This is a genomic window from Nonomuraea terrae (assembly GCF_044465245.1).
Taxonomy (GTDB): Bacteria; Actinomycetota; Actinomycetes; order Streptosporangiales; family Streptosporangiaceae; genus Nonomuraea; species Nonomuraea terrae.
Genome location: NZ_JBITLL010000003.1, coordinates 871,309 through 896,814, shown reverse-complemented (window position 1 = coordinate 896,814; position 25,506 = coordinate 871,309). Strand labels below are relative to the sequence as shown.

Annotated in this window: 20 protein-coding genes; 9 read left to right on the top strand and 11 right to left on the bottom strand. The window is 72.0% G+C overall.

Annotated features, from left to right (window positions below; genetic code table 11):
- Positions 1-120: 120 nt before the first annotated feature.
- Positions 121-5,721 carry a GH92 family glycosyl hydrolase gene (locus ACIBP6_RS16585; RefSeq protein WP_397052933.1) on the top strand — a complete coding sequence of 1,867 codons (5,601 nt, stop codon included), beginning with the start codon at positions 121-123 and terminating at the stop codon, positions 5,719-5,721.
- 181 nt (positions 5,722-5,902) lie between these two features.
- Here ACIBP6_RS16585 and ACIBP6_RS16580 read toward each other — a convergent pair whose 3' ends face one another.
- Positions 5,903-6,700, bottom strand: coding sequence for an endonuclease/exonuclease/phosphatase family protein (locus ACIBP6_RS16580; protein ID WP_397052931.1), 798 nt, complete (start codon positions 6,698-6,700; stop codon positions 5,903-5,905).
- A 263-nt stretch (positions 6,701-6,963) separates the two neighbouring features.
- The gene (locus tag ACIBP6_RS16575; RefSeq protein ID WP_397052929.1) at positions 6,964-7,218 is read right to left on the bottom strand and encodes a hypothetical protein; all 255 of its coding nucleotides are present in this window, start codon (positions 7,216-7,218) and stop codon (positions 6,964-6,966) included.
- Positions 7,219-7,626: 408 nt separating this feature from the next.
- On the opposite strand from ACIBP6_RS16575, the gene ACIBP6_RS16570 reads away from it, so the two are divergent.
- Positions 7,627-8,238: a hypothetical protein gene (locus ACIBP6_RS16570; RefSeq protein ID WP_397052928.1), complete on the top strand. Its 612-nt coding sequence runs from the start codon at positions 7,627-7,629 to the stop codon at positions 8,236-8,238.
- Here the strand turns inward: ACIBP6_RS16570 and ACIBP6_RS16565 are convergent.
- Genes ACIBP6_RS16565 through ACIBP6_RS16555 form a run of 3 tightly spaced genes read right to left on the bottom strand, consistent with a single transcriptional unit; the run spans position 8,199 to position 12,108 of the window.
- Complete coding sequence (locus ACIBP6_RS16565) at positions 8,199-10,289, bottom strand: iron ABC transporter permease (RefSeq protein WP_397052926.1); 2,091 nt, start codon at positions 10,287-10,289, stop codon at positions 8,199-8,201. The two genes, ACIBP6_RS16570 and ACIBP6_RS16565, sit on opposite strands and share 40 nt — an antisense overlap.
- A complete protein-coding gene (locus ACIBP6_RS16560) occupies positions 10,286-11,278 on the bottom strand; it encodes an ABC transporter substrate-binding protein (protein WP_397052924.1) in 993 nt (330 codons plus the stop codon). The genes ACIBP6_RS16565 and ACIBP6_RS16560 overlap by 4 nt, the downstream gene beginning before the upstream one ends.
- 11 nt (positions 11,279-11,289) lie before the next feature.
- Positions 11,290-12,108, bottom strand: coding sequence for an ABC transporter ATP-binding protein (locus tag ACIBP6_RS16555; RefSeq protein ID WP_397052922.1), 819 nt, complete (start codon positions 12,106-12,108; stop codon positions 11,290-11,292).
- A gap of 218 nt (positions 12,109-12,326) precedes the next feature.
- Between ACIBP6_RS16555 and ACIBP6_RS16550 the strand changes: the two genes are divergently transcribed.
- Genes ACIBP6_RS16550 through ACIBP6_RS16540 form a run of 3 tightly spaced genes read left to right on the top strand, consistent with a single transcriptional unit; the run spans position 12,327 to position 15,331 of the window.
- Positions 12,327-13,454, top strand: coding sequence for an L-talarate/galactarate dehydratase (locus ACIBP6_RS16550; protein WP_397052921.1), 1,128 nt, complete (start codon positions 12,327-12,329; stop codon positions 13,452-13,454).
- 4 nt (positions 13,455-13,458) lie between these two features.
- Positions 13,459-14,586, top strand: a complete 1,128-nt coding sequence (locus ACIBP6_RS16545) for an L-talarate/galactarate dehydratase (protein WP_397052919.1) — start codon at positions 13,459-13,461, stop codon at positions 14,584-14,586.
- Between the two features lie 10 nt (positions 14,587-14,596).
- The gene (locus tag ACIBP6_RS16540) at positions 14,597-15,331 is read left to right on the top strand and encodes a FadR/GntR family transcriptional regulator (RefSeq protein ID WP_397052917.1); all 735 of its coding nucleotides are present in this window, start codon (positions 14,597-14,599) and stop codon (positions 15,329-15,331) included.
- Positions 15,332-15,334: 3 nt separating this feature from the next.
- Here ACIBP6_RS16540 and ACIBP6_RS16535 read toward each other — a convergent pair whose 3' ends face one another.
- The 5 genes from ACIBP6_RS16535 to ACIBP6_RS16515 are packed head-to-tail and all read right to left on the bottom strand — an operon-like array spanning position 15,335 to position 20,094.
- Positions 15,335-16,609 carry a glucarate dehydratase family protein gene (locus tag ACIBP6_RS16535; protein ID WP_397052915.1) on the bottom strand — a complete coding sequence of 425 codons (1,275 nt, stop codon included), beginning with the start codon at positions 16,607-16,609 and terminating at the stop codon, positions 15,335-15,337.
- Entirely contained in the window at positions 16,606-17,001 is a 396-nt protein-coding gene (locus ACIBP6_RS16530; protein ID WP_397052913.1) for a universal stress protein, read from the bottom strand. The genes ACIBP6_RS16535 and ACIBP6_RS16530 overlap by 4 nt, the downstream gene beginning before the upstream one ends.
- Positions 16,998-18,527: a tripartite tricarboxylate transporter permease gene (locus tag ACIBP6_RS16525; RefSeq protein WP_397052911.1), complete on the bottom strand. Its 1,530-nt coding sequence runs from the start codon at positions 18,525-18,527 to the stop codon at positions 16,998-17,000. Before ACIBP6_RS16525 ends, ACIBP6_RS16530 begins: the two co-directional genes overlap by 4 nt.
- A 9-nt stretch (positions 18,528-18,536) precedes the next feature.
- Positions 18,537-19,073, bottom strand: a complete 537-nt coding sequence (locus tag ACIBP6_RS16520; protein ID WP_132612351.1) for a tripartite tricarboxylate transporter TctB family protein — start codon at positions 19,071-19,073, stop codon at positions 18,537-18,539.
- Positions 19,074-19,086: 13 nt separating this feature from the next.
- Complete coding sequence (locus ACIBP6_RS16515; protein ID WP_397052909.1) at positions 19,087-20,094, bottom strand: tripartite tricarboxylate transporter substrate binding protein; 1,008 nt, start codon at positions 20,092-20,094, stop codon at positions 19,087-19,089.
- 170 nt (positions 20,095-20,264) lie between these two features.
- On the opposite strand from ACIBP6_RS16515, the gene ACIBP6_RS16510 reads away from it, so the two are divergent.
- From ACIBP6_RS16510 to ACIBP6_RS16500, 3 genes are all read left to right on the top strand, one after another.
- Positions 20,265-21,188, top strand: coding sequence for a LysR substrate-binding domain-containing protein (locus ACIBP6_RS16510; RefSeq protein ID WP_397052907.1), 924 nt, complete (start codon positions 20,265-20,267; stop codon positions 21,186-21,188).
- A gap of 134 nt (positions 21,189-21,322) precedes the next feature.
- Positions 21,323-22,237, top strand: a complete 915-nt coding sequence (gene kdgD / locus ACIBP6_RS16505) for a 5-dehydro-4-deoxyglucarate dehydratase (RefSeq protein WP_132612345.1) — start codon at positions 21,323-21,325, stop codon at positions 22,235-22,237.
- An 8-nt stretch (positions 22,238-22,245) separates the two neighbouring features.
- A complete protein-coding gene (locus ACIBP6_RS16500; protein ID WP_397052905.1) occupies positions 22,246-23,568 on the top strand; it encodes an enolase C-terminal domain-like protein in 1,323 nt (440 codons plus the stop codon).
- Between the two features lie 73 nt (positions 23,569-23,641).
- Here ACIBP6_RS16500 and ACIBP6_RS16495 read toward each other — a convergent pair whose 3' ends face one another.
- Positions 23,642-24,499, bottom strand: a complete 858-nt coding sequence (locus ACIBP6_RS16495) for a DUF72 domain-containing protein (protein ID WP_397052903.1) — start codon at positions 24,497-24,499, stop codon at positions 23,642-23,644.
- 147 nt (positions 24,500-24,646) lie between these two features.
- On the opposite strand from ACIBP6_RS16495, the gene ACIBP6_RS16490 reads away from it, so the two are divergent.
- Complete coding sequence (locus tag ACIBP6_RS16490; protein ID WP_132612341.1) at positions 24,647-25,504, top strand: NAD(+)/NADH kinase; 858 nt, start codon at positions 24,647-24,649, stop codon at positions 25,502-25,504.
- The last annotated feature ends 2 nt before the right edge of the window (positions 25,505-25,506 follow it).

Sequence of the window (25,506 nt, the reverse complement as noted above, 5' to 3'; positions counted from 1 at the left end):
GCCCTACCGTGACGGCCGGCCATCCCGGCGAGTCCGGCGCGACATCCCGCTCCGTCGCAGCCGGCGTTCACCCCGACGTTCGACGCACTCGACGTTCGTCGAGTCGAAAGGCCCTTCGTGATGCCATCTCCCTCCTTCGCCCGCCGGCTGTCCCTCCGGCGGTTAGCCGCGGCCGCGGCGCTGTCACTGCCGATGTGGGTGCTCGCCCCCGCACAGGGAGCGAGCGCCGCGGCGCCGCCCGGCGACTTCGCCTCGTCCATCGAGTCCTCCGATCCTCAACCCGCGCAGAGCACCGTCGAGGTCGGCGCCGACGGCAAGCCGGTCCAGTCGAACCTGAGCGGATCGAGCTCCACCGAACTGCCCGGCAGCCTGCTCGGCCAGATCGGCGCGGTGACCGCGAGCGCGGAGAACCCGCCGGGCGAGAGCGCGGCGAACCTCAAGGACGCCGACCCGTCGACCAAGTGGCTGACGTTCGACCGGACCGGCTGGGTGACGTACCGGCTGGTCAAGCCCGCGGTGGTGGTCAAGTATGCGCTGACCTCCGCGAACGACGCGCCGGGCCGTGACCCCAGGGACTTCACCCTCCAGGGCTCGAACGACGGCAGCACGTGGACCGACCTGGACAGGCACACGGGTGTGAGCTTCAGCGGCCGGTTCGCCGGCAACACCTACGCCTTCGGCAACACGACCGCCTACGGCTACTACCGGCTGAACATCACCGCCAACTCCGGTGACTCGCTCGTCCAGCTCGCCGACTGGAACATCAGCGACGGCTCGGACGTCACGCCGCCCGTCACCCCGATGGTCAGCGTCGCCGGCGCCGGCCCGGTCAACGGCCCCACCATGAAGCCGGGGGCCGGCTTCACCGGAGTCGCCTCGCTGCGCTACTCGGGCGGCGCCAAGGCCGACGGCCGTTCGTACGCGACCAACAAGCTGTTCGACGTCGACATCCCGGTCGGGCCCAAGACGCGGCTGTCGTACACGATCTTCCCCGAGTTCACCGGCGGGGACGACCGGTACCCGTCCACCTACGCCGCCGTCGACCTGCACTTCACCGACGGCAGTTACCTGAGCGAGCTGTCCCCGCTCGACCAGCACGGCTACCCGCTGACGGCCGCCGGGCAGGGCGCGGCGAAGGTGCTCTACGCCGACCAGTGGAACGCGGTGCGGTCCGACATCGGGACGGTCGCGAACGGCAAGACGATCGACCGCGTCCTGCTCGCCTACGACAATCCCGCGGCGACCGCGTCGACCCGGTTCCAGGGCTGGCTGGACGATCTCGCCCTGACGGCCGCCCCGGCGCCGATCGACGGGTCCAGCCTCACCAACTACGTCGACACCCGGCGCGGGACCAACGCGACGGGCGGGTTCTCCCGCGGCAACACCCTGCCGATCACGGCGATGCCGAACGGCTTCAACTTCCTCACGCCGACCACCAACGCCGCCTCCGACACCTGGCTGTACGACTACCAGCGGGCCAACAACGCGGACAACCTGCCCACGCTGCAGGGACTCGCGATCTCGCACGAGCCCAGCCCGTGGATGGGCGACCGCAACCAGATGTCCGTCATGCCGGTGCCGGGCGGCGGGCCGCTCACCGGGCCGCCCAGCGGCCGGGCGGCCGCCTTCAGCCACGACGACGAGACCGCGCGGCCTGACCTCTACCTGGTCACGCTGCGCAACGGCCTGGTCGCGCAGATGTCGCCCACCGACCACGGCGGGATCATGCAGTTCACCTTCCCGTCCGGGCAGGCCGCCGGAAGCCTCGTCTTCCACAACGGCACGTTCACCATCGGCACCGACGGCACGATCACCGGCTGGGTCGACAACGGAACCGGCCTGTCGGCCGGGCGCAGCCGGATGTTCGTCTCCGGCACCTTCGACCGGGCGCCGGCGGCGGCCTCCGCCACGTCCGCCACCTTCGACGTCTCCGCCGAGCGGCAGGTGACGCTGCGCCTCGCGACGTCGTTCCTCTCCGTCGAGCAGGCACACCGGAACCTCGGCCTGGAGGTCTCCGGCAGGAGCTTCGAGCAGATCCGCGCCGCGGCCGCCACGGCGTGGAACGACCGGCTCGGCCGGGTCGAGGTGCGGGGCGCGACCGAGACGCAGCTGGTGACGCTGTACTCGAACCTGTACCGGCTGAACCTGTATCCGAACTCCCAGTCGGAGAACACCGGCACCGCCGCCGAGCCGCGCTGGCGGTACGCGAGCCCGGTGTCGGCGCCCACCGGCACGTCGACGGCCACGCAGACCGGCGCGAAGATCGTCGACGGGCAGATCTACGTCAACAACGGGTTCTGGGACACCTACCGCACGGTGTGGCCCGCGTACGCGCTGCTCTACCCGGACGTCGCGGCGAGGATCGCCGACGGGTTCGTCCAGCAGTACCGGGACGGCGGGTGGATCGCCCGCTGGTCGTCACCCGGCTACGCCGACCTGATGACCGGCACCAGCGCGAACGTCTCCCTGGCGCAGGCCTACCTCACCGGCGTCGAGCTGCCCGACCCGCTCGCCGCGTACGACGCGGCGGTCAAGGACGCGACCGTCGCGTCCGGGCGCAGCGAGGTCGGCCGCAAGGGCATCGAGTCCTCGCTGTTCCTCGGCTACACCCCGACCTCCACCGGCGAGTCGGTGTCGTGGGCGCTGGAAGGCTTCATCAACGACTACGGCATCGGCAACATGGCCGCGGGCCTGGCCGAGGACAAGGACACGCCGAAGGCGCAGCGCAAGCGGCTGAAGGAGGAGTCGGAGTACTTCCTGCAGCGAGCCCGCAACTACGTCAACCTCTTCGACCAGAACGGGAAGTTCTTCCGCGGGCGCGACGCCAGTGGCAACTTCCTCGCCGGCGACCCGCGGGACTGGGGCGGCGTCTACACGGAGACCAACGGCTGGAACTTCGCGTTCACCGCGCAGCAGGACGGCCAGGGCCTGGCCAACCTGTACGGCGGGCGGCAGGCGCTGAAGCAGAAGCTCGACGAGTTCTTCAGCACCCCCGAGAACGCCGACCGGTTCGGCGGGTACGGCACCCTGATCCACGAGATGCTGGAAGCCCGCGCGGTGCGCATGGGCCAGCTCGGCATGAGCAACCAGCCGTCCCACCACATCCCGTACATGTACGACTACGCCGGCGCGCCCGCCAGGACGCAGGCGATCGTCCGGGAGATCCTGCAGCGTCTCTACGCGGGCGGTGAGATCGGCCAGGGCTACCTGGGCGACGAGGACAACGGCGAGATGTCGTCGTGGTACGTCCTCAGCTCGCTCGGCATCTACCCGCTGCAGGCGGGCTCCTCCCAGTGGGCCATCGGCTCCCCGCAGTTCGCCCAGATGACCGTCCACCGCGAGAGCGGCGACATCGTCGTCAACGCGAGGGACAACAGCACGGCGAACGTCTACGTGCAGAGCGTGAAGGTCAACGGGAAGCAGCAGCGCGGGGTGTCCCTCGACGCTTCCGCGCTCGCCCGCGGCGGCAGGATCGACTTCCAGATGGGCCCGCGGCCGTCGTCCTGGGGGACCGGCAAGAACGACGCGCCACCGTCGCTGACGAAGGGCGACGCGGCGCCCAAGCCGTTCCAGGACACCACGGGGCCCGGACTCGGCACCGCGACCGCGAGCGACGGGCAGGACGCGTCGAAGCTGTTCGACGACTCGTCGGTCACCCAGCTGACCTTCGCCTCCGGCACTCCGCAGATCGGCTGGGCGTTCCGGAGCGGCCGGCAGACGCCGGCCTACTACACGCTCACCTCGGGGGCGAGCGCCGGTGATCCGGCGGACTGGCGGCTGGAGGGCTCCAACGACGGGATCACCTGGGCCACCGTCGACTCCCGCAAGGGCGAGGAGTTCCGGTGGCGCAACGAGACCCGGCCGTTCAGGATCGGCGATCCGGGACGGTACGCGCGCTTCCGCCTGGTCGTGACCAAGACCGCCGGCGCGGCGCAGGCGAACCTCGCCGAGATCGAGCTGCTCGCCGGCGGCGACGTCCAGCTCGGCGGCGGCGCCATCACGGTCACCGGCGCGAGCGGCGTGCGGGCGAGCACCGGCGTCGCGGTGTCGGTGCCGCTGGCCACGGTCACCGGGGGCGCCGCGACCGGCTACCAGGCCTCCATCGACTGGGGTGACGGTTCACCGGCCACCGCGGGCACCCTGACGCTGAGCTCGCGCAGCGTGTACAGCGTGCGCGGCTCGCACACCTATGCCAAGCCCGGTCACCACCAGGCGAGCGTCACGGTGACCGACGGCACCGGCCAGGGCTCGGCCACGGTCGGCGTGGACGTGGCGTACGCGCCGGGCTCCGGCCTCACCGCGGCGTTCGACACCGTCTGCGTCGGCGACGAGGGTGTCCTCGCGGCGGACTGCGACGCCAAGTCGTGGGCGTACTCGCGGGCCGCTCTCGCTGCGGCAGGTGTGACGCAGGGCAGCCGGCACGAGGTGCCAGGAACGGCGCTGCACTTCACCCTGCCGGCGGTCCCCGCCGGCCAGCCCGACAACGCGGCCGGCAACGGCAGGACGATCGAGCTCGACCTGCCGGACGACGCGAAGCACGTCTCGTTCGTCGGCGCCGGCACGCAGGGCGGCCAGAGCACGACCGGCACGGCGACGTTCAGCGACGGCAGCACCGCCGCCGTCCCGATCCAGCTGAGCGACTGGACGCTGGGCGGCAACGCGGGCGGCACGCCGACGTACGGCAACATCGTCGTCGCCAAGGCCGCGTACCGGCTGCACGGCACGAGCCGCGACAGCGCACAGCCGTTCCTGTTCGCCACCGCGCCGTACCGCATCCCGGACGGCAAGACGCTCGTCTCGGTCACCCTGCCCGCGCAGACCGGCGACCCCGCGTCGGCGGGCAGGATCCACGTGTTCGCGGTCGCCGACGACGGCACCCCCGCCGCCGCGCTGGCGATCAGCGGTCTTGCGGACCAGAAGGCCGCTCCGGGGGAGCTGCTCTCGACCGGTCTCGGTTCCGTGACCGGTGGCGCCGCCGGGCCGGAGGGTTACCACGCGCGCGTCCAGTGGGGTGACGGCACGGTTCCCGACGACGTCACCGTCGACGCGTCGGGTGCGATGACCGGACGGCACACCTACGCGCAGGACGGCACGTACACGGTGCGGGTCACCGCGTGGGACACGCTGGCGAGCACCACCGGCACGTTCACCGTGACGGTGGCGCGGGCCGGGGCGCGGCCGTCGATCTCGGTGTCCGCCTCCGCCGCCGCCGGAGACCCGGTCACCGTCGAGGGCAGCGGGTTCGCCGCCGGCGAGCAGGTGACGGTCAAGCTGGGCACCAGCCCGGCGCGGAGCCTGACCGTGAAGGCCTCGCCCACGGGGACGCTACGCACGTCGGTCGAGGCGTCCGGCCGGCCCGGCCGGTACTCCGTCACCGCCGCCGGCACGTCCTCGCGGACGCCGGCGACGGCGACCGTCCAGGTGACCGAGGAGCCGCAGGCGCGGACGTACCGTCCGCAGGCGCTGCTGTCGGCGACCTCGGGACCGCGCGGCACGGCGATCGTCGTCGACGGCTCCGGATTCGCGCCCAAGGAAACGGTCACCATCGCCTTCGGTGACGGCCTGTCCTCCGTCACCGTGCAGGCGAACGGCGACGGCGTCATCTCGGGCGCCACCCTCAGCGTCCCGGGGACGGCGAGACCCGGCCCGGCCGGCGTCACGCTGACCGGCGCCGCATCGAGGACGGAGGTCGAGGCCCCCTTCGAGGTCACCTCGAACTGACCTGAGCCGGCGAGCCGCCGGCGATCACGACCTCGATCGCCGGCGGCTCCTTGCGTACACCCGGAGATCCTGAGCAGGCAGGTGGTCGCGGTCGCTCCGTCAGGCGCCGCTGACGAGCCCGTCGACATGGGAAAGCCGGGTTGGTGGCCCGAGTCGTTGTGGACGCGGGCCACCCGTCGGGTTACTTGGGCAGGCCGGCGCGGATCACGAGGGCGTCGTGGTCGGTGTACGTCGCGGGCTCGAGTTCCAGGGTGGGCGAGGAGAGGGTGCCGTAGGCGTGCTGGATGCCGGGGGCCTGGGTGGCGGCGGCGTCGGTCAGGGTCCAGTGGCCCTCGGGGGCGCAGGAGGCGCGGCGGTTGACGTCGCCGGCGAAGATCGTCGGGCGGCCGCGGGAGGCGAGCACCTTGCCCAGCTCGGCGCACTGGGTGGAGTTGGCGGTGCCGGGCGCCTCGCCGTCGGTGGACAGGTGGCTGGTGCACACGTCCACGCCGCGGGCGGTCGTCACGCAGACCCAGCGCCGCTGCTCCACCCCGCTGAACACCGAGTACGGCTCGTCCTGCGACGCCTTGATCGCCTCCTTGGTCAGCACGGCGTTGCCGAACTCGCCGCGCCCGCCCGGCGTCTTGCAGGCCAGCGGGCCGCCGTTGTACACGACCGTGGCGAAGCGGTAGTGGTAGCCGGTGCGCCGGGCGATCTCGGCCACGTCGCCGCTGCACGCCTCGTTGAGGGTGACCGCGTTGACGTTGTTGGCCTGGATGCGCTCGACCACCTCGTCGAGGACCTTCGGGTACTGGGTGCGGGCGAAGCAGCCGGCGTACCCGCTGTCGCAGATGTTCATCTGCAGCAGTGAGTACGGCGGGCGCGCGTCCTGCACGTTCCCGGGCTGCGCCATGGCGGCGGCGGGGGACAGCAGCAGCCCGGCGGCCGTCAGACCGGCGAGCATCAGGGTACGCAGACGCGTCAGGGGGAATCGGATCACGGCGGTCATTGTGGTGGCGCGCACCGTGATCCGAAAGGCTGCTCGAAAAGAGTTCACCGCTCTCTCACGCGGAGGTCACCCCGGCCGCCCGGTCCTTTCGGACCGCACCACCACAAGGTGCCTGACGCACGGACTGTTACGGAACGTGTATGCCGGGAATGTTCCGCGACTCGTCCGGCGGTGCCGGAATGTGTCCTGGCCGCTTCCGACACGGCCCGGCGAGAACATGTCAGCCGCGCCGGAACAAGCGCCGGAAGAGTGATTTAACTTTTGTTCCGGAATTCCGGCTCCTCTGGAGGCCGGGGTGGAATCCGCTCGGGCGCGCGGCCGGAATTTCCGTTCTGCTCGACCGGCGCTTCCCTGTGGTGGGCGAGCAGTTCTTCGATGAGCCGGCCCATCAGGCCGTAGCGTTCGTGCGCGGCCGTCAGGGATCCGATCACCGCGTCTTGCACGGCGGACATGTGCGCCGCCACCTCCTCCTGGTCCGCCTTCAGGCGGTTGGCCTGTTGCTCTCGCACGGTCCGCCATCGTCTGCTGAACTCTTCGGGATCCGGGGTGGGGTGCGAGGAGTCGGCGGTTCCTCCTCGACCAGCTCGTACAGGCGAGACAGGAGGTCGTGTGACTGGTGGATGCCGTCGTGATAGCCGTCGAGGGCGCCGATCACGTTCTCGGGCCAGTCGCCGCTGGTCGAAGAGGGTCTTCACGTCTTTCGCGGCCTGAGCGCGGGGTTCCAGGGCGGCATGCATGTCATTTTTCTGTGCCCTCTTCCTGTATTCGCCCGTGCGCATTCAAGCAATACGGCATGTCTGCGCGCGCACGAACGCCGAGAGCGGCGCCCCGTCACGGAGCGTGATAATGCCTCTGCCTCTTGACGGGAGGAAGCAGGGGAGGCGAACCGATCAGGTCCGCGGTACGTGGTGGTGGACATGATGATGCGTACACTCGCGGTGTTGTCCCTGGTGGCGTCCCTGTCGATGGCTTTTGCGGGAACGGCGGAGGCCCGCTCGGGCTGCTCATGCTCGACGCGTACCCCGCAGCAGTACGTCAGCGACGCGGCGGCCGTCTTCTCCGCTACCGTCTCCGACCTCCGCGTGGACGAGCCCATGCTCAACGGCGGCAGCGTCACCGCCAGGCTCCGCCCCGACCATGTCTACAAGGGCGGGCTCGACGCCGAGGTCCAGGTGGAGACCGCGGCGCAGGGGGCGGCCTGCGGATACGAGTTCGTGAAGGGCGCCCGCTACCTGGTGTTCGCCGGTGCCCGCGACCGGAAGCCGGCCACGACGTTGTGCTCGGGCAACATGCTCATTCCCGCCGGTGAGCAGCCGTTGCGCTCCACCGACAAGGCTCAGGGCATGCAGCCGCTCACCCCCGAACTGATCGCCGCCCTGGGGACACCCACCCGGGTGGCCGCCGCGCCCCCGTCCACCCCGAACCGGACCGGCCTGCCAGCGGTCGTCGCGGTGATGGGGGCGGTCGCGGTGGCAGGCGTCGCGTGGTCTCAGGCGTCGCGCTGGGCGCGGGCGCGCCACAGGAGATAGACGAAGTACGGCGTCCCGATCAGGGCCGTCACCAGGCCCGCCGGCACCTGCGCCGGAGCGATGACCGTACGCCCCAAGGTGTCGGCCAGGCTCACCAGCAGCGCGCCGAGCAGCGCCGCCACCGGCAGCACCCGCACGTGGTGCGCCCCCACCAGGGCGCGGGCGGCGTGCGGGGCCACCAGGCCGACGAAGCCGACCACCCCCACCGCCGACACCGCCGCCGCGGCGAGCAGCACGGCGCAGCCCAGCGCGGCCAGCCGTACCGGCTCCAGGGGGACGCCGAGGATGCGCGGCGTGTCCTCGTCCAGGGAGAGCAGGTCGAGGTCGCGGCGCAGCCACGCCAGCAGCGGCACGGTCACCACGAGGGCGAGCGCGACGGGGATCAACTGCTCGGGCACCCGGCCGTACGTCGAGCCCGACAGCCAGGTCAGCGCCTTGGCGGTGTTCCACGGGTCGGACAGCACGATGATCAGCACGGTTCCGGCGGTGCAGGCCGCCTGCACGGCGACGCCGATCAGCACCAGCCGGTCGGAGCTCAGCCCGCCCCGCCACGACAGCCCGTACACCACGGCGAACGTGACCAGCGCGCCCACGCCAGCCGCCGCGGACATCGTCCAGATGCCGGCCAGCGGCGCCAGCGTCAGCAGCGCGACCGCCCCGACGCCCGCGCCCGCGGTGACGCCCAGCATGCCGGGCTCGGCGAGCGGGTTGCGGCACACGGCCTGCACGGCCGCACCGGCCACGGCCAGCGCGGTCCCGGCCAGTACGGCCGCCATGACGCGCGGCCAGCGCTGGTCGAGGACGAACGTCAGCGCCCGCCCGCTGCGCCCCTGCAGCCAGTTGACCACGTCGCCGGTGAGCAGCCACCTGTCCCCGCCCAGCATGCCGAGGACCAGCGCCCCCGCCAGCAGGGCCGCGCAGAGGGCGACCACGGCGGTGAACGCGGCCCGCGACCGCGTCGCACCCGTACGGACCGCCGGAGGACGGCGGGTCGGGCCCGCGTCGCGGTAGCGGCGGGCCAGCCAGATCATCACCGCCGCGCCGAGCACGGTGGTCACCACGCCCGGCGGCACCTCCACCCCGGCCTGCGCGCCCAGCAGAGCGCGCAGCGCGATGTCGGAGCCCAGCACGACCAGCACCCCGGCGAGCCCGGACATCGGCACCAGGACCCGGTGCCGGTGCAGCCCGGGAATGGACCGGGGCAGCAGCCGGACGATCACCGGCGCGCACAGCCCGACGAACCCGATCGGCCCCGCGACGGTCACCGCGGCGGCCGACAGCAGCACGGCCAGCAGGGTGAGCCACAAGCGCAGCCGGCGCACCTTCACGCCGAGCACCGTGGCGGTGTCGTCACCCAGGCCGAGGATGTCCAGGCGCGGCCCGGCCAGCACCGCCGCCGCCAGCGCCACGGCGATCACCGGGCCCATCTGGGTGACCGCGTTCAGGTCGCTCTGCACGAGCGAGCCGCTGCCCCAGGCGAACAGCCCGGTCGTCTCCTGCTCGAAAAGGATCATGAACAGGTTCGTCAGTGAGCTGAGCGCCAGGGCGGTGGCCGAGCCGGCCAGGATCAGCCGGGTCGTCCCCGTACGCCCGCCCGCCGACAGCGCCAGCACCAGGGCCGCGGCGGCCAGCCCGCCGAGCAGCGCGAGCCCGCCCGACAACGCCACCGGCAGGGTCAGCCCGAACGCGGCCGCGGCGGCGACCGCCAGGTACGCCCCGGCGCTGACGGCCAGCGTGTCGGGGGAGGCCATCGCGTTGCGGGCGACCGCCTGCAGCAGCGCCCCCGCCGCGCCCAGCGCGACGCCGACGCACACCCCGGCCAGCAGCCGGGGCAGCCGCGAGGCGAGCAGCACGCGGGCGGCCTCGTCACTGCCGCCGAACGGCAGCGCCAGCAGGTCCAGCGCGCCCACCGACGAGGTGCCCTGCGTGACGTGCACGGCGGCCACCAGGACGGTGACCGCCAGCGTCAGGAGGACCACTCCCGCCGTGCCCAGCCGCCGCAGCGGCGTGGCGGGCGGCGCTCCGGGAGGGGTCAGGACGTCCGTGCTCACCCCGCGTACGCCTTGACCAGGGCGTCGGCGTACTGGCGGCTGGACAGGGGGCCGCCGAAGGTCCAGATGCCGTTGGGCAGCTTGGTGACCTGCGCCTTCTCCACGAACGGCAGCGACTTCCAGATGGCGTTGCCGGCCAGGCCGTCGGCGAAGACGTCGTCGCCGTCGGAGGCGTTGTAGAAGAAGCGGATCGCGGGGTCCTTGAGCGTGGTCAGGCCCTCGACGTCGGTGGTGCCGAGGCCCCACATCTCGTCGACCTTGCCCGTCCAGGCGTTCTTCAGGCCGAGCTCGGTGGCGACGTCGGAGACGAGCGAGCCCTTGCCGAACAGCCGGATCGAGATCGTGCTGCCCTGCTTCCACCCGTCGGCCATGACGAACGGGCTACCGGCGGCGCCCGCCGCGGCGATCTTCTGCTTGCCCTCGGCCAGCGCCGCGTCGAACTCGGCCAGCACCTTGCCGGCCTCCGCGGTCTTGCCGAGCGCGGTCGCGATCATGTCGAGGTCCTCGCGCATGCGCGCGAGGTTGCCGGTCGCGTCGCTGCCCTCGGTCACCAGCACCGGCACGAACGACTCCAGCTGCGTGACCAGCGCGGAGTCGCGCACGGCCTCCATGACAACCAGGTCGGGCTGCAGGGCGCTGATGGAGTCGACGCTGGGCTCCTGCCGGTTGCCGACGTCCTTGACGGACGGGTCGAGCTTGACGGAGGTGTTCCAGACGCCGTACCCCGCCACGTCGGCCGCGCCCACCGGCATGACGCCGAGGGAGGCCACCATCTCGGTCTCGGCCCACTCCAGGGTGACGACCCTGGTGGCCGGGCGGTCGAGCGTGATCTGCTTGCCGCGGCTGTCGGTCACGGTCACGGGGGCGGCCGACGGCGTGGTGCCGCCGGAGGGGGCCTGCTCGGCCACCGGGGCCTCGGTCGTGCCGCAGGCGGCGAGGAGGACGATGGCGGCCAGTGCCGTCAGAGGGGCCGTCAGGGCGCTGCGCATGGTGGTTCCTGTCATGTCGTCGCGGGGGCGGTTCTGCTGTGGCGGCCGATCGGCCGGGTGGTCACGGCCCCGCTGCCGGGGTCGTGACTGACCTCGATGCGGATGCCGTAGGTGTCGCTGAGCAGGCTCTCGGTGAGCACCTGCGCGGGCGGGCCGTCGGCGCGGACCCGCCCCTCGTGCAGCAGCACGACGTGGTCGGCGATCTCGGCGGCCTGGTTGAGGTCGTGCAGGACGACGCCGATCGCCACGCCGTGCCCGTCGGCCAGGTCGCGGACGAGCTCCAGCAGTTCCACCTGGTAACGCAGGTCGAGGAACGTGGTCGGCTCGTCCAGGAGCAGGACGCCGGTGTCCTGCGCCAGGCAGGTGGCCAGCCAGACGCGTTGCAGCTCGCCGCCCGACAGCTCGTCCACCGGCCGGTCGGCCATCGGCGTCACGCCGGTCAGCTCCATCGCCCTGGCGACGGCCGCCGCGCCGCCGGGGTCGGCGGCCCGCCAGCGCCGCCGGTAGGGGTGGCGGCCGTACCCGACGACGTCCGAGACCCGCACGCCGCCCGGCGTGGGGCGGCTCTGCGCGAGCAGGGTCACCCGCCGGGCGAAGTCGCGCGCCGTCAGCTGCAGCGCGTCGGCGCCGTCGCCCAGCGTCACGGCGCCGCCGTCGGGGTGGTGCAGCCTGGCCAGCGCGCGCAGCAGCGTGGACTTGCCGCTGCCGTTCGGGCCCACCAGAGCGGTCACGTGGCCCGGGCGCAACGTGATGCGTCCGTCCTCGACCACGGGGGTGCCGTGATAGCTGAGGCGCAGCTCCGCGCCGCGGAGGGCGATCTCCTCGGTCATGGGCCTTAGGTTAGCCTAACCTTTCCCGAAATATTACTCCAGGTCGTCTTATGTCAGAGATGGCACGAGAGTGGCGCGCTCGGCGGCCGGCGACTCCGGGCGGCGGCGGCTGATCGAGGCGGGGCGATCGAGGACGTTGTCCAGCGCCGTGTTGTCAGATGACTTGGCAACTCGTACGATGACATGCGACTTGTCCGACTTCACTGCTGGGATCCGCCATGGCCTCCGACCGCATCCGCCACGTCTCCCTGTCCTCCGTCACCCTTCCGCTCGACGTCCCCGTCAGTGACGCCAAGGTGCTGACAGGGCGGCAGAAGCCGATGACGGAGATCGCCTTCCTCTTCGCCGAGATCTCCACCGAGGACGGCCACGAGGGCGTCGGCTTCAGCTACTCCAAGCGGGCGGGCGGCCCGGCCCAGTACGCCCACGCCAAGGAGGTCGGGGAGAACCTCCTCGGTCAGGACCCGTCCGACATCGGCAAGGTGTACGACACGCTGCTGTGGGCGGGCGCCTCGGTGGGCCGCTCCGGGGTGGCCACCCAGGCGCTGGCCGCGATCGACATCGCCCTGTGGGACCTGAAGGCCAAGCGCGCCGGGCTGCCGCTGGCCAAGCTGCTCGGCGCCTACCGCGACTCCGTCCGGACGTACAACACCTCAGGGGGCTTCCTGCACGCGCCGATCGAGGAGGTCAAGGAGCGTGCGGCGAAGTCGCTGGCGGACGGGATCGGCGGCATCAAGATCAAGGTGGGCCAGCCGGACATGAAGGAGGATCTGCGCCGCCTGGCCGCCGTGCGCGAGCACATCGGTGCGGACACGCCGTTGATGGTGGACGCCAACCAGCAGTGGGACCGGCCGACCGCGCTCCGCTTCGGCCGCGCGGTGGAGGAGCTCGGCCTGGTGTGGATCGAGGAGCCCCTCGACGCGTACGACGCGGAGGGGCACGCCCAGCTCGCCGCCGCGCTCGACACCCCGATCGCGACGGGGGAGATGCTCTCCAGCGTCGCCGAGCACGTCCGGCTCATCGAGGCCCGCGCCGCCGACATCATCCAGCCCGACGCCCCGCGCGTCGGCGGCATCACGCCGTTCCTGCGCCTGGCCACCCTCGCCGACCACGCGGGCCTGCAGCTGGCCCCGCACTTCGCCATGGAGATCCACCTCCACCTGGCCGCCGCCTACCCGCGCGAGCCCTGGGTCGAGCACTTCGAGTGGCTCAACCCGCTGTTCAACGAGCGGCTGGAGACCCGCGACGGCCGCATGGTCGTCCCGGACCGGCCGGGGCTCGGGTTCACGCTGAGCGAGCAGTGCCGCAAGTGGGCCGTGGACGGCGTCGAGTTCGGGAAGGCCTGACGCCGTGGGCGACCGCGTCAGGTCGGTACGCCTCGGCCACTACGCCGTGCCGCTGGCCCACGCCGTCAGCGACGCCAAGGTCGCGACGGGCAGGCAGCGGCCGCTGACCCAGATCGACGTCCTGACCTGCGAGATCGTCACGGACGACGGCCTGACCGGGCTCGGGTTCTCCTACACGACGCGGGCCGGCTGCCGGGCGCAGTTCGCGCACGCCAAGGAGATCGCGGAGAACCTCCTGGGCGAGGACCCGTCCGACATCGGGCGCCTCTACGACCGGCTGTCGTGGGCCGGCGCGTCGGTGGGCAGGTCGGGAGCGGCCACGCAGGCCATCGCGTCCGCCGACACCGCGCTCTGGGACGTCAAGGCCAGGCGCGCCGGGCTGCCGCTGGCCAAGCTGCTCGGCGCCCACCGCGACGCGGTGCGGGTCTACAACACCTCCGGCGGCTACCTCCAGGCGCCGATCGAGGAGGTCAAGGAGCGCGCCGCCGCGTCGCTGGCCGACGGGATCGGCGGCATCAAGATCAAGGTCGGGCAGCCGGACATGCGGGAGGATCTGCGCCGGCTGGCGGCCGTGCGTGAGCACATCGGTGCGGACACGCCGTTGATGGTGGACGCCAACCAGCAGTGGGACCGGCCGGCCGCGCTGCGTTTCGGGCGGGCGGTGGAGGAGCTCGGCCTGGTGTGGATCGAGGAGCCGCTGGACGCGTACGACGCCGAGGGGCACGCCCAGCTCGCCGCCGCGCTCGACACCCCGATCGCGACGGGGGAGATGCTGACCGGTGTGCCCGACCTCGTCCGCCTCATCGACCTGCGCGCGGTCGGCTTCCTGCAGCCCGACGTGCCGCGCGTCGGCGGCATCACCCCCTATCTCAAGGTCGCCGCGCTGGCCGACCACGCCCATCTGCAGGTCGCGCCGCACTTCGTGATGGAGATCCACGTGCACCTGGCCGCCGCCTACCCGCGCGACTCCTGGGTCGAGCACATCGAGTGGCTCTCACCGCTGTTCGAGGAGCGGCTGCGGATCGACGGCGGCCGCATGCTCGTCCCCGACCGGCCCGGTCTCGGGCTCACGCTCAGCGAACGCCGCCACGAGTGGCTCGTGGACGACGTCGCGTTCGGGACGGCCGAGTAGATTGTCAGCCGTGCCGCCCGATCACCAGCCCCGCTCAGGGGAGAAGCTCGACCGCGACACCGGGCGCGGGCTCGCCCACGAGCTGGTCGAGCGGCTCAAGGCGCGCATCCTGGCCGGTGAGATCCAGCCGGGCCAGAAGCTGCCGACCGAATCCTCGCTCATCCAGGAGTTCGGCGTGAGCCGCACGGTGGTGCGCGAGGCCGTCTCGCGGCTCCAGGCGGCGGGGCTGGTCGAGACGTTCCAGGGGCGCGGCTCGTTCGTGCTGGACGTGCCCGCCTCGACGGCCTTCTCCGTCGAGGCGTCCCGCATCCGCACCCACCGCGACGTCCTCGACATGATCGAGTTCCGTATCGGCGTGGAGTCGGAGGCCGCCGGGCTGGCCGCGGAGCGGCGTACGGACCTTCAGCTGAAAGCCGTCGAGCGGGCGCTGGTCGACCTCGGGCGCTCCGGCGAGCAGCCGGGGCACGCGGTCGAGGCCGACTTCGCGTTCCACCTCAAGATCGCGCTCGCGTCGGGCAACCGGTTCTACTCCGACCTGCTCTCCTCGCTCGGCCCCATGATGATCATGCTGCCGCGCACCCGCCTGGAGCACGTCTACACCGTCTCCGACGCCACCCACCTCACGCGGGTGACGCTGGAGCACGAGAACATCTACCGCGCCATCGCCGACCGCGACGCCGCCGCCGCGCGAGCCGCGATGCGGCTGCACCTGTCCAACTCGCGCGCGCGGCTGCAGGCCCCCTGACCGCTACCAGCGGGCGGTGTTGGGCGTGAAGCCGGGGACGATCGAGCGCATGTACGCCGTGTCCTCGCGGCCGCGCTGGCCGCAGGTCACGTACTGCTCGTGCAGGGCGGCGAGCGCGTCCTCGTCCAGCTCGACCCCGAGCCCCGGCGTGGAGGGCACGGCCACGCCGCCGTCGCGGAACTCCAGCACCCCCGGCCTCACGACGTCCTCCGTCTTCCACGGGTAGTGGGTGTCGCAGGCGTAGGTGAGGTTGGGGGTGGCCGCGGCCAGGTGGGTCATCGCCGCGAGGCTGACCCCCAGGTGCGAGTTGGAGTGCATCGACAGCCCCATCCCGAACGTCTCGCAGATGCCGCCCAGCAGCGCCGAACGCCGCAGCCCGCCCCACAGGTGGTGGTCCGACAGGACGACCTGCACGGCGTCGGCGGCCACGGCCGGCTTGAGGTGCTCGAAGGCGATGACGCACATGTTCGTGGCCAGCGGCAGATCGGTGTGCTGGGAGACCTCGGCCATGCCCTCGATGCCTGGCGTCGGGTCCTCCAGGTACTCGAGGACGCCCGACAGCCGCGCGGCCACCTCGATCGAGGTCGCCACCGTCCAGGCGCCGTTCGGGTCGATGCGCAGCCGGTGATCGGGGAACGCGGCGGCGAGCGCCTCGACGGTCTCGATCTCGTGGCGGGGCTCGTACACGCCGCCCTTGAGCTTGATCGCCGTGAAGCCGTACTCGTCGACCATGCGGCGGGCCTGGGCGACCATCTGCTCGGGCGTGCGGCCCTCGCCCCACGTGTCCTCGTCGTACCCGGGGTGGCCGGCCCACTTGTAGAACAGGTACGCCGAGTACGGCACCCGCTCGCGCACGGCGCCGCCCAGCAGGTCGCTCACCGGCCGCCCGAGCGCCTTGCCCTGCAGGTCGAGCAGGGCCACCTCGAACGGCGAAGCCACGGTGTCGACCGCGCTGGAGACCTCCAGCATGCCGCCGAAGCTCGCACCCGCCCCGCCCGTGGACGCGCCGAGCACCTCCGTCACGACGCGGCGCAGGCCGTGCAGGTCGAACACGTCCGCGCCGGGCAGCGCCGCGGCCACCGCGCCGAGCCGGTCGAGGTGCGCCTGGTCGGCGTAGGTCTCCCCGAGCCCGACCAGCCCCTCGTCGGTGTGCACCTGGACGATCGCCCGCAACACGTACGGCTGGTGCACGCCCACGACGTTGAGCAGCGGCGGGTCGCGGAAGGCGACCGGGGTCACGGTGACCCCGCTGACCCGGCCCGCGACCGGGGCGCTCACCTGGCGGCCTTCACGGTGAGCACCGGCACCTCGGCCTCCATGAGGATCCGCTGCGCCGCGCTGCCCAGGACGAACTTGCCGACCAGCGACCGGTGCCGCAGCCCGATGACGATGAGGCTCGCGCCGGTCTCCTCCACCAGCCGGTCGAACGTCTCCGGCAGGTCGTCGTCATGCAGCGGCTGGCGTACCTCGGCCTCGACGCCGGCCTCCTCGGCACGGCGCAGCAGCTCGTCGCGGGCCGCCTCGCCGACCATGTGCTCGTCGACGGGGGCGCCCCGGCGCGGGGAGTTCACGATGATCACGCGTTCGCCGCGCAGCGCGCCCTCGCGCAGGCCCGCCTGCACGGCGGCCTCGCCCTCGGGCGTCGGCAGGTAGCCGACGAGGATGGTCATGGGGTCTTCTCCTCCACACGATCGGAGTCGCCGGGAACGGCGGCCGGTTTCTTGCGGGGCAGCGCCTTGCGGATCAGCGGCCAGGCCGCCACGATCACGACCACGGCCAGCACGGTGCCCGAGATGGGACGGGTGAGGAACCCGGCCGGGTCGCCGCCGAAGATGAGCAGCGACTGCCGTGCCGAGCTCTCGATCATCGAGCCCAGCACGAACGCCAGCACGAGCGGCCCCGGCTCGAACCCGAACTTCTTCATCAGGTAGCCGAGCACGCCGAACGCGATGACCAGGAAGATGTCGTAGACCTGGTTGCGCACCGTGTACGCGCCCAGCAGCGTGATCAGCACCGTGATCGGCGCCAGGATGGCCGGGCGCACCCGCAGGATCCGCACGAACACGCCCACCATCGGGATGCTCATGATCAGCAGCAGGATGTTGCCGATGTACATCGAGTTGATGACGCCCCAGAACACGTCGGGGTGCTCGGTGACGAGCTGCGGCCCCGGCTGGATGCCCTGGATGAGCAGCGCGCCGAAGATCAGGGCCATCGTCGCGTTCGCCGGGATGCCGAGCGTCAGCAACGGGATGAACGACGAGGTGGCCGCGGCGTTGTTGGCGGTCTCAGGAGCGGCCACGCCCTCGACGGCGCCGCGCCCGAAGCGCTCGGGCTGCTTGGCGCGGCGCTTCTCCACCGCGTACGCCGCCAGCGACGACAGCACCGCGCCGCCGCCGGGCAGCACGCCCAGCAGGAAGCCGATGAGCGAACCGCGCCCGATGGCGCCCTTCGCCTGGCCGAGATCCTTGCGCGAGGGCCACACGTTGCCGACCTTCGCGGGGGAGTGCACCTGGTTGTGCCGCTCCTCGATGTTGTAGAGGATCTCGCTCAGGCCGAACAGGCCCATCGCGATCGGGATGAAGTCGATGCCCTCGGCCAGGTTCAGGCTGTCGAAGGTGAAGCGCTCGGCGCCGGTGAACGTGTCGCGGCCCACCGTCGCGATCAGCAGACCGACGCAGGCGGCGATGACGGCCTTGAGCCGGTTGCCGTTGCCGATCGCCGAGACCAGCAGCACGCCGAGGATGCCGAGCGCCGCGTACTCCGGTGGGCCGAAGTCGAGCGCGAAGCCGGCGACGACCGGGGCCAGCACCGTCAGCCCGATGATCGAGACCGTGCCCCCGACGAATGAGCCGATGGCGGCGATGCCCAGCGCGGTGCCCGCCCGGCCCTGCCTGGCCAGCGCGAACCCGTCGAAGACGGTGACCACCGAGGACGCCTCGCCCGGCAGGCGCAGCAGCACCGAGGTGATGGTGCCGCCGTACTGGGCGCCGTAGAAGATGCCCGCCAGCATGATGATCGCCGAGACGGGGTCGATGCCGTACGTGATCGGCAGCAGGATGGCGATCGTCGCGCCGGGCCCGAGGCCGGGCAGCACGCCGATGAGCATGCCGATGATGACGCCGACGAGGCAGTAGAGGAGGTTTGTGGGCTCCAACACGACGCCGAAGCCATTGAGGATCGGGGAGATGTCCATGCGACTTTCTCAGATGAGGCGTGGGAGCGGGATCTGCAGCAGCAGAACGAAGATCACGTAGAACGCCGCCACGGCGCCGATGCTGATCACGATGGACGACCGCCACGACTCCTTGCCCAGCCAGCGCAGCCAGACGAACGTCAGCAGCAGCGAGGGGATCTCGAAGCCGATCACCGGCAGCAGCGCGGCGAGCGCCACGAGCGTCACCAGGGCGACCGCGGTGAGCAGGCTCGACTTCGAGAAGCGTTCGGTGTCCTCCAGCCTGCGGCCGGTCACGAGGAGCACCACGGACAGAACGACGATGACGACGCTGATGGCGAACGGCCACAGACCCGGGCCGGGCTGGGTGAGCCGCCCCAGCCCGAGGGCGTAGGAGCCGGTCGCCGCGAGGACGCCGACGACGAGCGCCACCAGGGCCGCCGCGGCCTGGGAGATCGGGCCCGCGTGCGGCGGGCGCGCCTCCTCCATCTCGGCGTGGAGCCGTTCGACCTCCTCCTGGAGGCCGGCGTCCGCGACGCCGGACGGCGTGGGGTCGGGCTGAGACATGCTCACTCCTCGATCAGCCGGTCAGGCTGATGCCGAACTCGTTCAGCTGCTCTTTGTACGTGGCCGTGTCGCTCTGCAGCGCCTTGAGGACCTCCTCGGGGGAGATCTCCATCGGGGTGAGCGAGTTCTGCTCGTTGAACTGCTGGTACTCCGGCGTCGCGAACGTCTTCTTGGCCGCATCCAGCAGGCGCGTCTTGACGTTCTCCGGCGTGCCCTTGGGCGCGGTCAGGAACCGGTACTGCGTCACCTGGACCTCGTAGCCCTGCTCCTTGGCCGTCTTGACGTCCGGCAGGTACGGGATGCGCTCGGCGGAGAAGACGGCGAGCGGGACGAGCTTGCCGGCCTTGATGTTCTCGATGCCCTCGCCGATCTGCATGGTCGAGACGTCGACCTGGTTGCCCAGCAGCGCGGTCAGCGCCGGGGCGCCGCCGTCGAACGGCACCGCCGTGGACTCGATCCCGGCGCTCTTGAACGTCAGGGCCGAGGCGAGCTGGGCGCCCGTGCCGACGCCGGTGGTGCCGTACCGGATGGTCTTGCCGGCCTTCTTCAGGTCGTCGATCGACTTGTAGCCGGACTCGGCGCTGGTGGCCATGACGTAGTCGTCACGGGAGATGCCGGTGATGACGTCGAAGTCCTCGATCTTCGTGGCCTCCTCGGGCGAGACCGTGAGAGGCGTGATGGTGAAGAGCGAGGCGTTCTGCACCGCGATCTTGTAGCCGTCGGGCTTGGCGGCCTGCAGCTCCTTGGCGTTGAGCGCGCCGTTGGCGCCCGGCTTGTTGATGACCGGGGCGGAGACGCCCAGCTCCTTGCCGATGCCCTGGGCCAGGGCCCGGGTGATCAGGTCGGTGGAGCCGCCGGCGGACGCGCCGACGCTGAACTCGATGTTGCCCGTCGGATATTCGCCGTCGCCGCCGCCGGAGGAGGTCGTCTTGACACCACCGCACGCGGTCAGCGTGATCGCGGCGGTGGCGCCGAGCACGCCCATGAGGACGCGGCGGGGGATGGTCCGGTATCTCGGCATGGGACTTACTCCTTCGTGCGGGGGCGGCGCCACCCGGGACTGTCATGGAGCGGACAGGGGGTCGCGTCAGGTTACGGCAAGGTTTCCGCTCTGTAGTCTCCGGAGACTAGGTACCAGGCTCGATGCCTGTCCAGGCTCATTTCGGTATCGAGTGATACAGTCTGCGCATCATGCTAACGCTTGACCAAATCAGGGCGTTCGTGGCTGTGGCCGAGGAGCTGCACTTCGGCCGCGCGGCCGCCCGACTGCGGATGACGCAGCCCCCGCTCAGCCGCCACATCCAGAAGCTGGAGCGCGTGGTCGGCGTGACCCTCCTGGAACGTGACAACCGGCGGGTGATCCTCACCGACGCCGGCCGCGGCTTCCTGGAGGACGCGCGCCGCATGCTCTCGCTCGTGGACACCGCCGGCGACCGGGCCCGCCGGATCGCCAGCGGCGCCGCCGGCACCGTACGGCTGGGGTTCACCGCCGTCTCGGCCATCAGCATGCTCGGCACGCTGCTCAAGCGGCTGGCGGAGGAGCTGCCCGAGATCGACGTCATCCTGCACGAACGCGTGACCGCCGGGCAGGTGGACGGCCTGCTGCGCGGCGAGCTCGACCTGGGCCTGGCCCGGCCGCCGTTCGACATCGCCACGCTCGACTCCCGCGTGGTCTTCCGGGAGGCGCTGTGCGCCGTGGTGCCCGAGGGCCACCCGCTGGCCGGGCTCGGCCGGCCGCTCGCGCCCGACGACTTCGACGGCCTGCCGGTGATCAGCTACAGCCCCGTCCAGTCGCGGTACTTCCACGAGCTGACCGTCCGGTTCCTCACCAACGCCCACCCGCGCATCGAGCAGCAGGTCCACCAGATCCTCACCGCCGTGCTGCTGGTGGCGGCCCGGCGCGGCGTGGCACTGGTGCCCGCCAGCGCCCGCTCGCTCGGCGTCCGGCACGTCGCCTACTGCGACCTCGTACGCGGCGGCGGCGATCCCCTCGACCCCGGCGGGGGCGCCACGAACGAACCGGTCGAGCTGCACGTCATCTGGGACCGCGGCTCCACCAACCCCGCGCTCGCCCGCGTGCTGGATCTCCTGCCGGACCTGGAGTCGCCGTCATGATGCCCTGCCGGTATCGACGGATACAGAATCGCACTTGGACAGGAATCACTCCTTCTCCTTAGCCTGACGGGCGACAGACCGGACCGGCCTCGTGGAGCCTCCCGCGGCCGCACGTCAAACGAGGAGCGACCGTCATGCCCGACTACTCCCCACAAGAGCTCGCCACGCAGCTCAAAAGCGGCCTGCTGTCCTTCCCCGTGACCCACTTCACGCAGGACCTGGAGTTCGACGAGGCTCGCTACCGCGAGCACCTGTCCTGGCTGAGCGGATACCCGGTGGCGGGCCTGTTCGCCGCGGGAGGCACGGGCGAGGGCTTCTCGCTGACCCCTGAGGAGATCGACCGGGTCGTGCGCGCGGCGGTGGACGAGGTCGGCGGCCGGGTGCCGGTCGTGGCACCGGCCACCGGAGGCACCGCGAACGCGGTCGCGCAGGCCAAGGCCGCCGAGGCCGCCGGCGCCGACGGCCTGCTCCTCATGCCCCCCTACCTGACCGAGGCCGGCCAGGAGGGCCTGGTCGAGCACGTCTCCGCGGTCTGCGCCGCCACCGGGCTCGGCGTCATCGTCTACAGCAGGGCCAACGCGGTCCTGGTCGACCGCTCCGTCGAGGCCCTGGTCGAGCGGAACCCCACGCTCGTCGGCTTCAAGGACGGCGTCGGCAACATCGAGAACCTCACCCGCATCTACGCCGCCGTCGGCGACCGCCTGGCCTACATCGGCGGCCTGCCCACCGCCGAGACCTTCGCCCTGCCGCTGCTCCAGCTCGGCATGAGCACCTACTCCTCGGCCATCTTCAACTTCGTGCCGCAGTACGCGCTCGACTTCTACGCCGACGTGCGGGCCCAGGACCGCGACGCGGTCTACCGGCGCATCAAGGAGTTCGTGGTCCCGTACCTGAACATCCGCGACCGGACGAAGGGGTACGCCGTGTCCATCATCAAGGCGGGCCTGACCGCCGTCGGGCGCCCGGCCGGCCCGGTGCGGCCGCCGCTGTCGAACCTCACCGAGGACGAGCTCGCCGAGCTGACCGCCCTCGTCAACAAGATCAGCTAGGAGCCGCGGTGTCTCCCACGATCGAGCGTGTCGAGGTCGTCCCCGTCGCGGGTCACGACAGCATGCTGCTCAACCTCAGCGGCGCGCACGCGCCGTTCTTCACCCGCAACGTCGTCATCACCACCGACTCCGACGGCCGCACCGGCCTCGGCGAGGTGCCCGGCGGCGAGGCGATCCGCCGGACGGTCGAGGAGGCGGCCGAGCTGCTCGTCGGCCGGCCGGTGGCCCGCTACCGCAGCCTGCTGCGGGCGGTCGCCGAGCGGTACGCCGCCCGCGACGCCGGGGGGCGCGGGCGGCAGACGTTCGACCTGCGCACCACCGTGCACGCCGTCACCGGCCTCGAATCCACCCTGCTCGACCTGCACGGCCAGTACCTCGGCGTGCCGGTGGCCGAGCTGCTCGGCGAGGGCCGGCAGCGCGACCGCGTGCCGATGCTGGGCTACCTCTTCTACGTCGGCGACGCGGGCAGGACCGACCTGCCGTATGCCGTCGATGACGGCGGCGACGACCGCTGGTCGCGGCTGCGCCGCCGCGAGGCGCTCACCCCCGACGCCGTCGTCGCACTGGCCGAGGCCGCCCAGGAGCGTTACGGCTTCACCGACTTCAAGCTCAAGGGCGGCGTGCTGGCCGGCGAGGAGGAAGTCGAGGCGGTCAAGGCGCTGGCCGCCCGCTTCCCCGAGGCCCGCGTCACGCTCGACCCCAACGGCGGCTGGCTGCTCGCCGACGCGATCCGGCTCTGCCGCGATCTCGGCGGCGTGCTCGCCTACGCCGAGGACCCGTGCGGCGCCGAGGGCCGCTTCTCCGGGCGGGAGACGATGGCCGAGTTCCGCCGCGCCACCGGCCTGCCCACCGCGACCAACATGATCGCGACCGACTGGCGGGAGATGGCGCACGCCATCCGCTCCAACGCGGTCGACATCCCGCTGGCCGACCCGCACTTCTGGACGATGGCCGGGTCGGTGCGCGTCGCCCAGCTCTGCCACGACTTCGGGCTGACGTGGGGCTCGCACTCCAACAACCACTTCGACATCTCGCTGGCGATGTTCACGCACGTCGGGGCGGCCGCCCCGGGCGAGATCACGGCGCTCGACACGCACTGGATCTGGCAGGACGGCCAGGCGCTCACCACGCAGCCGTTCCAGATCACCGACGGCGCGATCGACGTGCCCGACACGCCGGGCCTGGGTGTCGAGCTCGACCGGGACGCGCTGGCGGCGGCCCACGAGCTGTACCTCGTCCACGGGCTCGGCGCCCGGGACGACGCCGTGGCCATGCGGTTCCTCATCGAGGGCTGGGTGTTCGACCCGAAGCGGCCCTGCCTCGTGCGCTGAGGCTTCACAAGCTCGTGCGCTGAGGCTTCAGAAGCTCACGTGCTGAGGCTTCAGAAGCTGGTGCACTGAGGCTTCAGAAGAGCGTCAGCGGCGGCTCGTCCGCGGCGACCGGCTCGGGGAGCGGGGCCAGCTCTGGCAGGCGGGCCCGCACCTCGTCGTGGAAGCGGCGGGCGAGCGCCGGGGCGTCGGCGTTGTCGGGCGTGTGCACGAACACGGTCGGGGAGCGGCCCTCACGCAGCCACTCCACGACCGTGTCCACCCACGGCCGCCAGCCCCGCACCGTGCGCTCCTCGGCGTCGCGCCCCAGGTAGCGGACGATCGGATGGCCGGTCAGCGCCCGCGCACGCCGTGGCACCCGCGGTTTCTTCGTCCACGCGTCGCGCTCGGCGTCACTGGTCGGCGGGCTGCGGAACAACACGGTCGTGTCGAACGGCACCCACTCCGCGCCCGCCCCGGCCAGGACGCGTTCGAGCAGGCGCTCGGCGCGCTCCTCGGCGAAGAACGCGGGGTGGCGCACCTCGACGGCGTAGCGGTGGCCGCGCGGCAGCCGGCGCAGGAACGCCGCCAGCGCGCCGACGTCGGCGGGGGAGAACGAGCCGGGCAGCTGCACCCACAGGGCGTGGTGGCGCGGCCCCAGCGGCTCCATCGCGTCGAGGAACGCGCGCAGCTCGTCCTCGGCCCCGATGAGGCGGTGTTCGTGAGTGATCGGCTTGGGCAGCTTGACCACGAACCGGAAGTCCGCTGGTGTCTGCCGGGCCCACGACTCGACCGTCTCGCGCGACGGGGTCGCGTAGAACGTCGTGTTGCCCTCCACCGCATCGCACCAGGAGGCGTAGGCGCGCAGGCGGTCGCCCGGAGGGAGCCGGGCGGGCAGGAAGCGCCCCTGCCAGCGCGCGTGCGTCCACATCGCGCATCCCACATGAAGCCGCATGGCGCAAGACGCTACCGAAGCCGGCGCCCCCTCGGCATCTCGGCATCACGCCCCCTCGGCATCACCCCATCACGCCCCCTCGGCATCACGGCATCTCGGTGGAGGGCGGCGCGACCGCCGCCGGTCCGGGCCACGTAGGCTGACTGCATGGGCATGGTCGGGACGGTCGGGCTGGTGCTGCATCCTCGCCGCGACTCCAAGAAGGCGATCGAGATCATCCTCCGCTGGGCCGCGGAGAAGGGCGTCACCGTTCTCGGGCTGCACGAGGAGGTGGACCGCATCGACTGCTCGGCGGTGGCGGTCGACGCCGCGACACTCGTGGATCGGGCCGACCTGCTGGTCGGGCTCGGCGGCGACGGCACGATGCTGCGCACGATGCGGCTGCTGGCCGGGCGGCCGACACCGATCCTCGGGGTCAACCTGGGGCGGCTCGGCTTCCTCGCCGAGATCGACGTGGACGAGCTGGAGCAGACGCTGTCGGCCATCGACGCGCACGCGTACACCATCGAGCCGCGCATGGCGATCCGCGCCGAGGTGGCGGGGGCCGAGGTGACGGCGTTCAACGACATCGCGCTCGTGCGCACCCCGGGGGAGGGGCTGGCCGGGGTGATGGTCACCCCGGCAGGGAGCCCGTTCGTCCGGTACGCCTCCGACGCCGTGATCGTGGCGACCTCCACCGGGTCCACCGCCTACAGCTTCTCCGCCGGCGGGCCGCTCGTCTCGCCCCGCGTGGAGGCGGTGCTCGTGGTGGCCGCCGCCGCGCACTCGGCGTTCAACCGGGCGCTGGTGCTGCCCGCCGACGAGGAGGTCGCCCTCCAGGTGCTGCCGACCAGCGGGCGGCTGGCGGTGGAGGTCGACGGGGCCGTGGTCGGCCACCTGTCGCCGGGCGACTCCATCACGGTGTCCGCCTGGCCGGCGGCGGCCAAGGTCGTCCGCCTCGGCACCACCTTCTACGAACGCGCCCGCCGCAAGCTTCGCGTCGACGGCAGCGTCGAACCCTGCTAGAC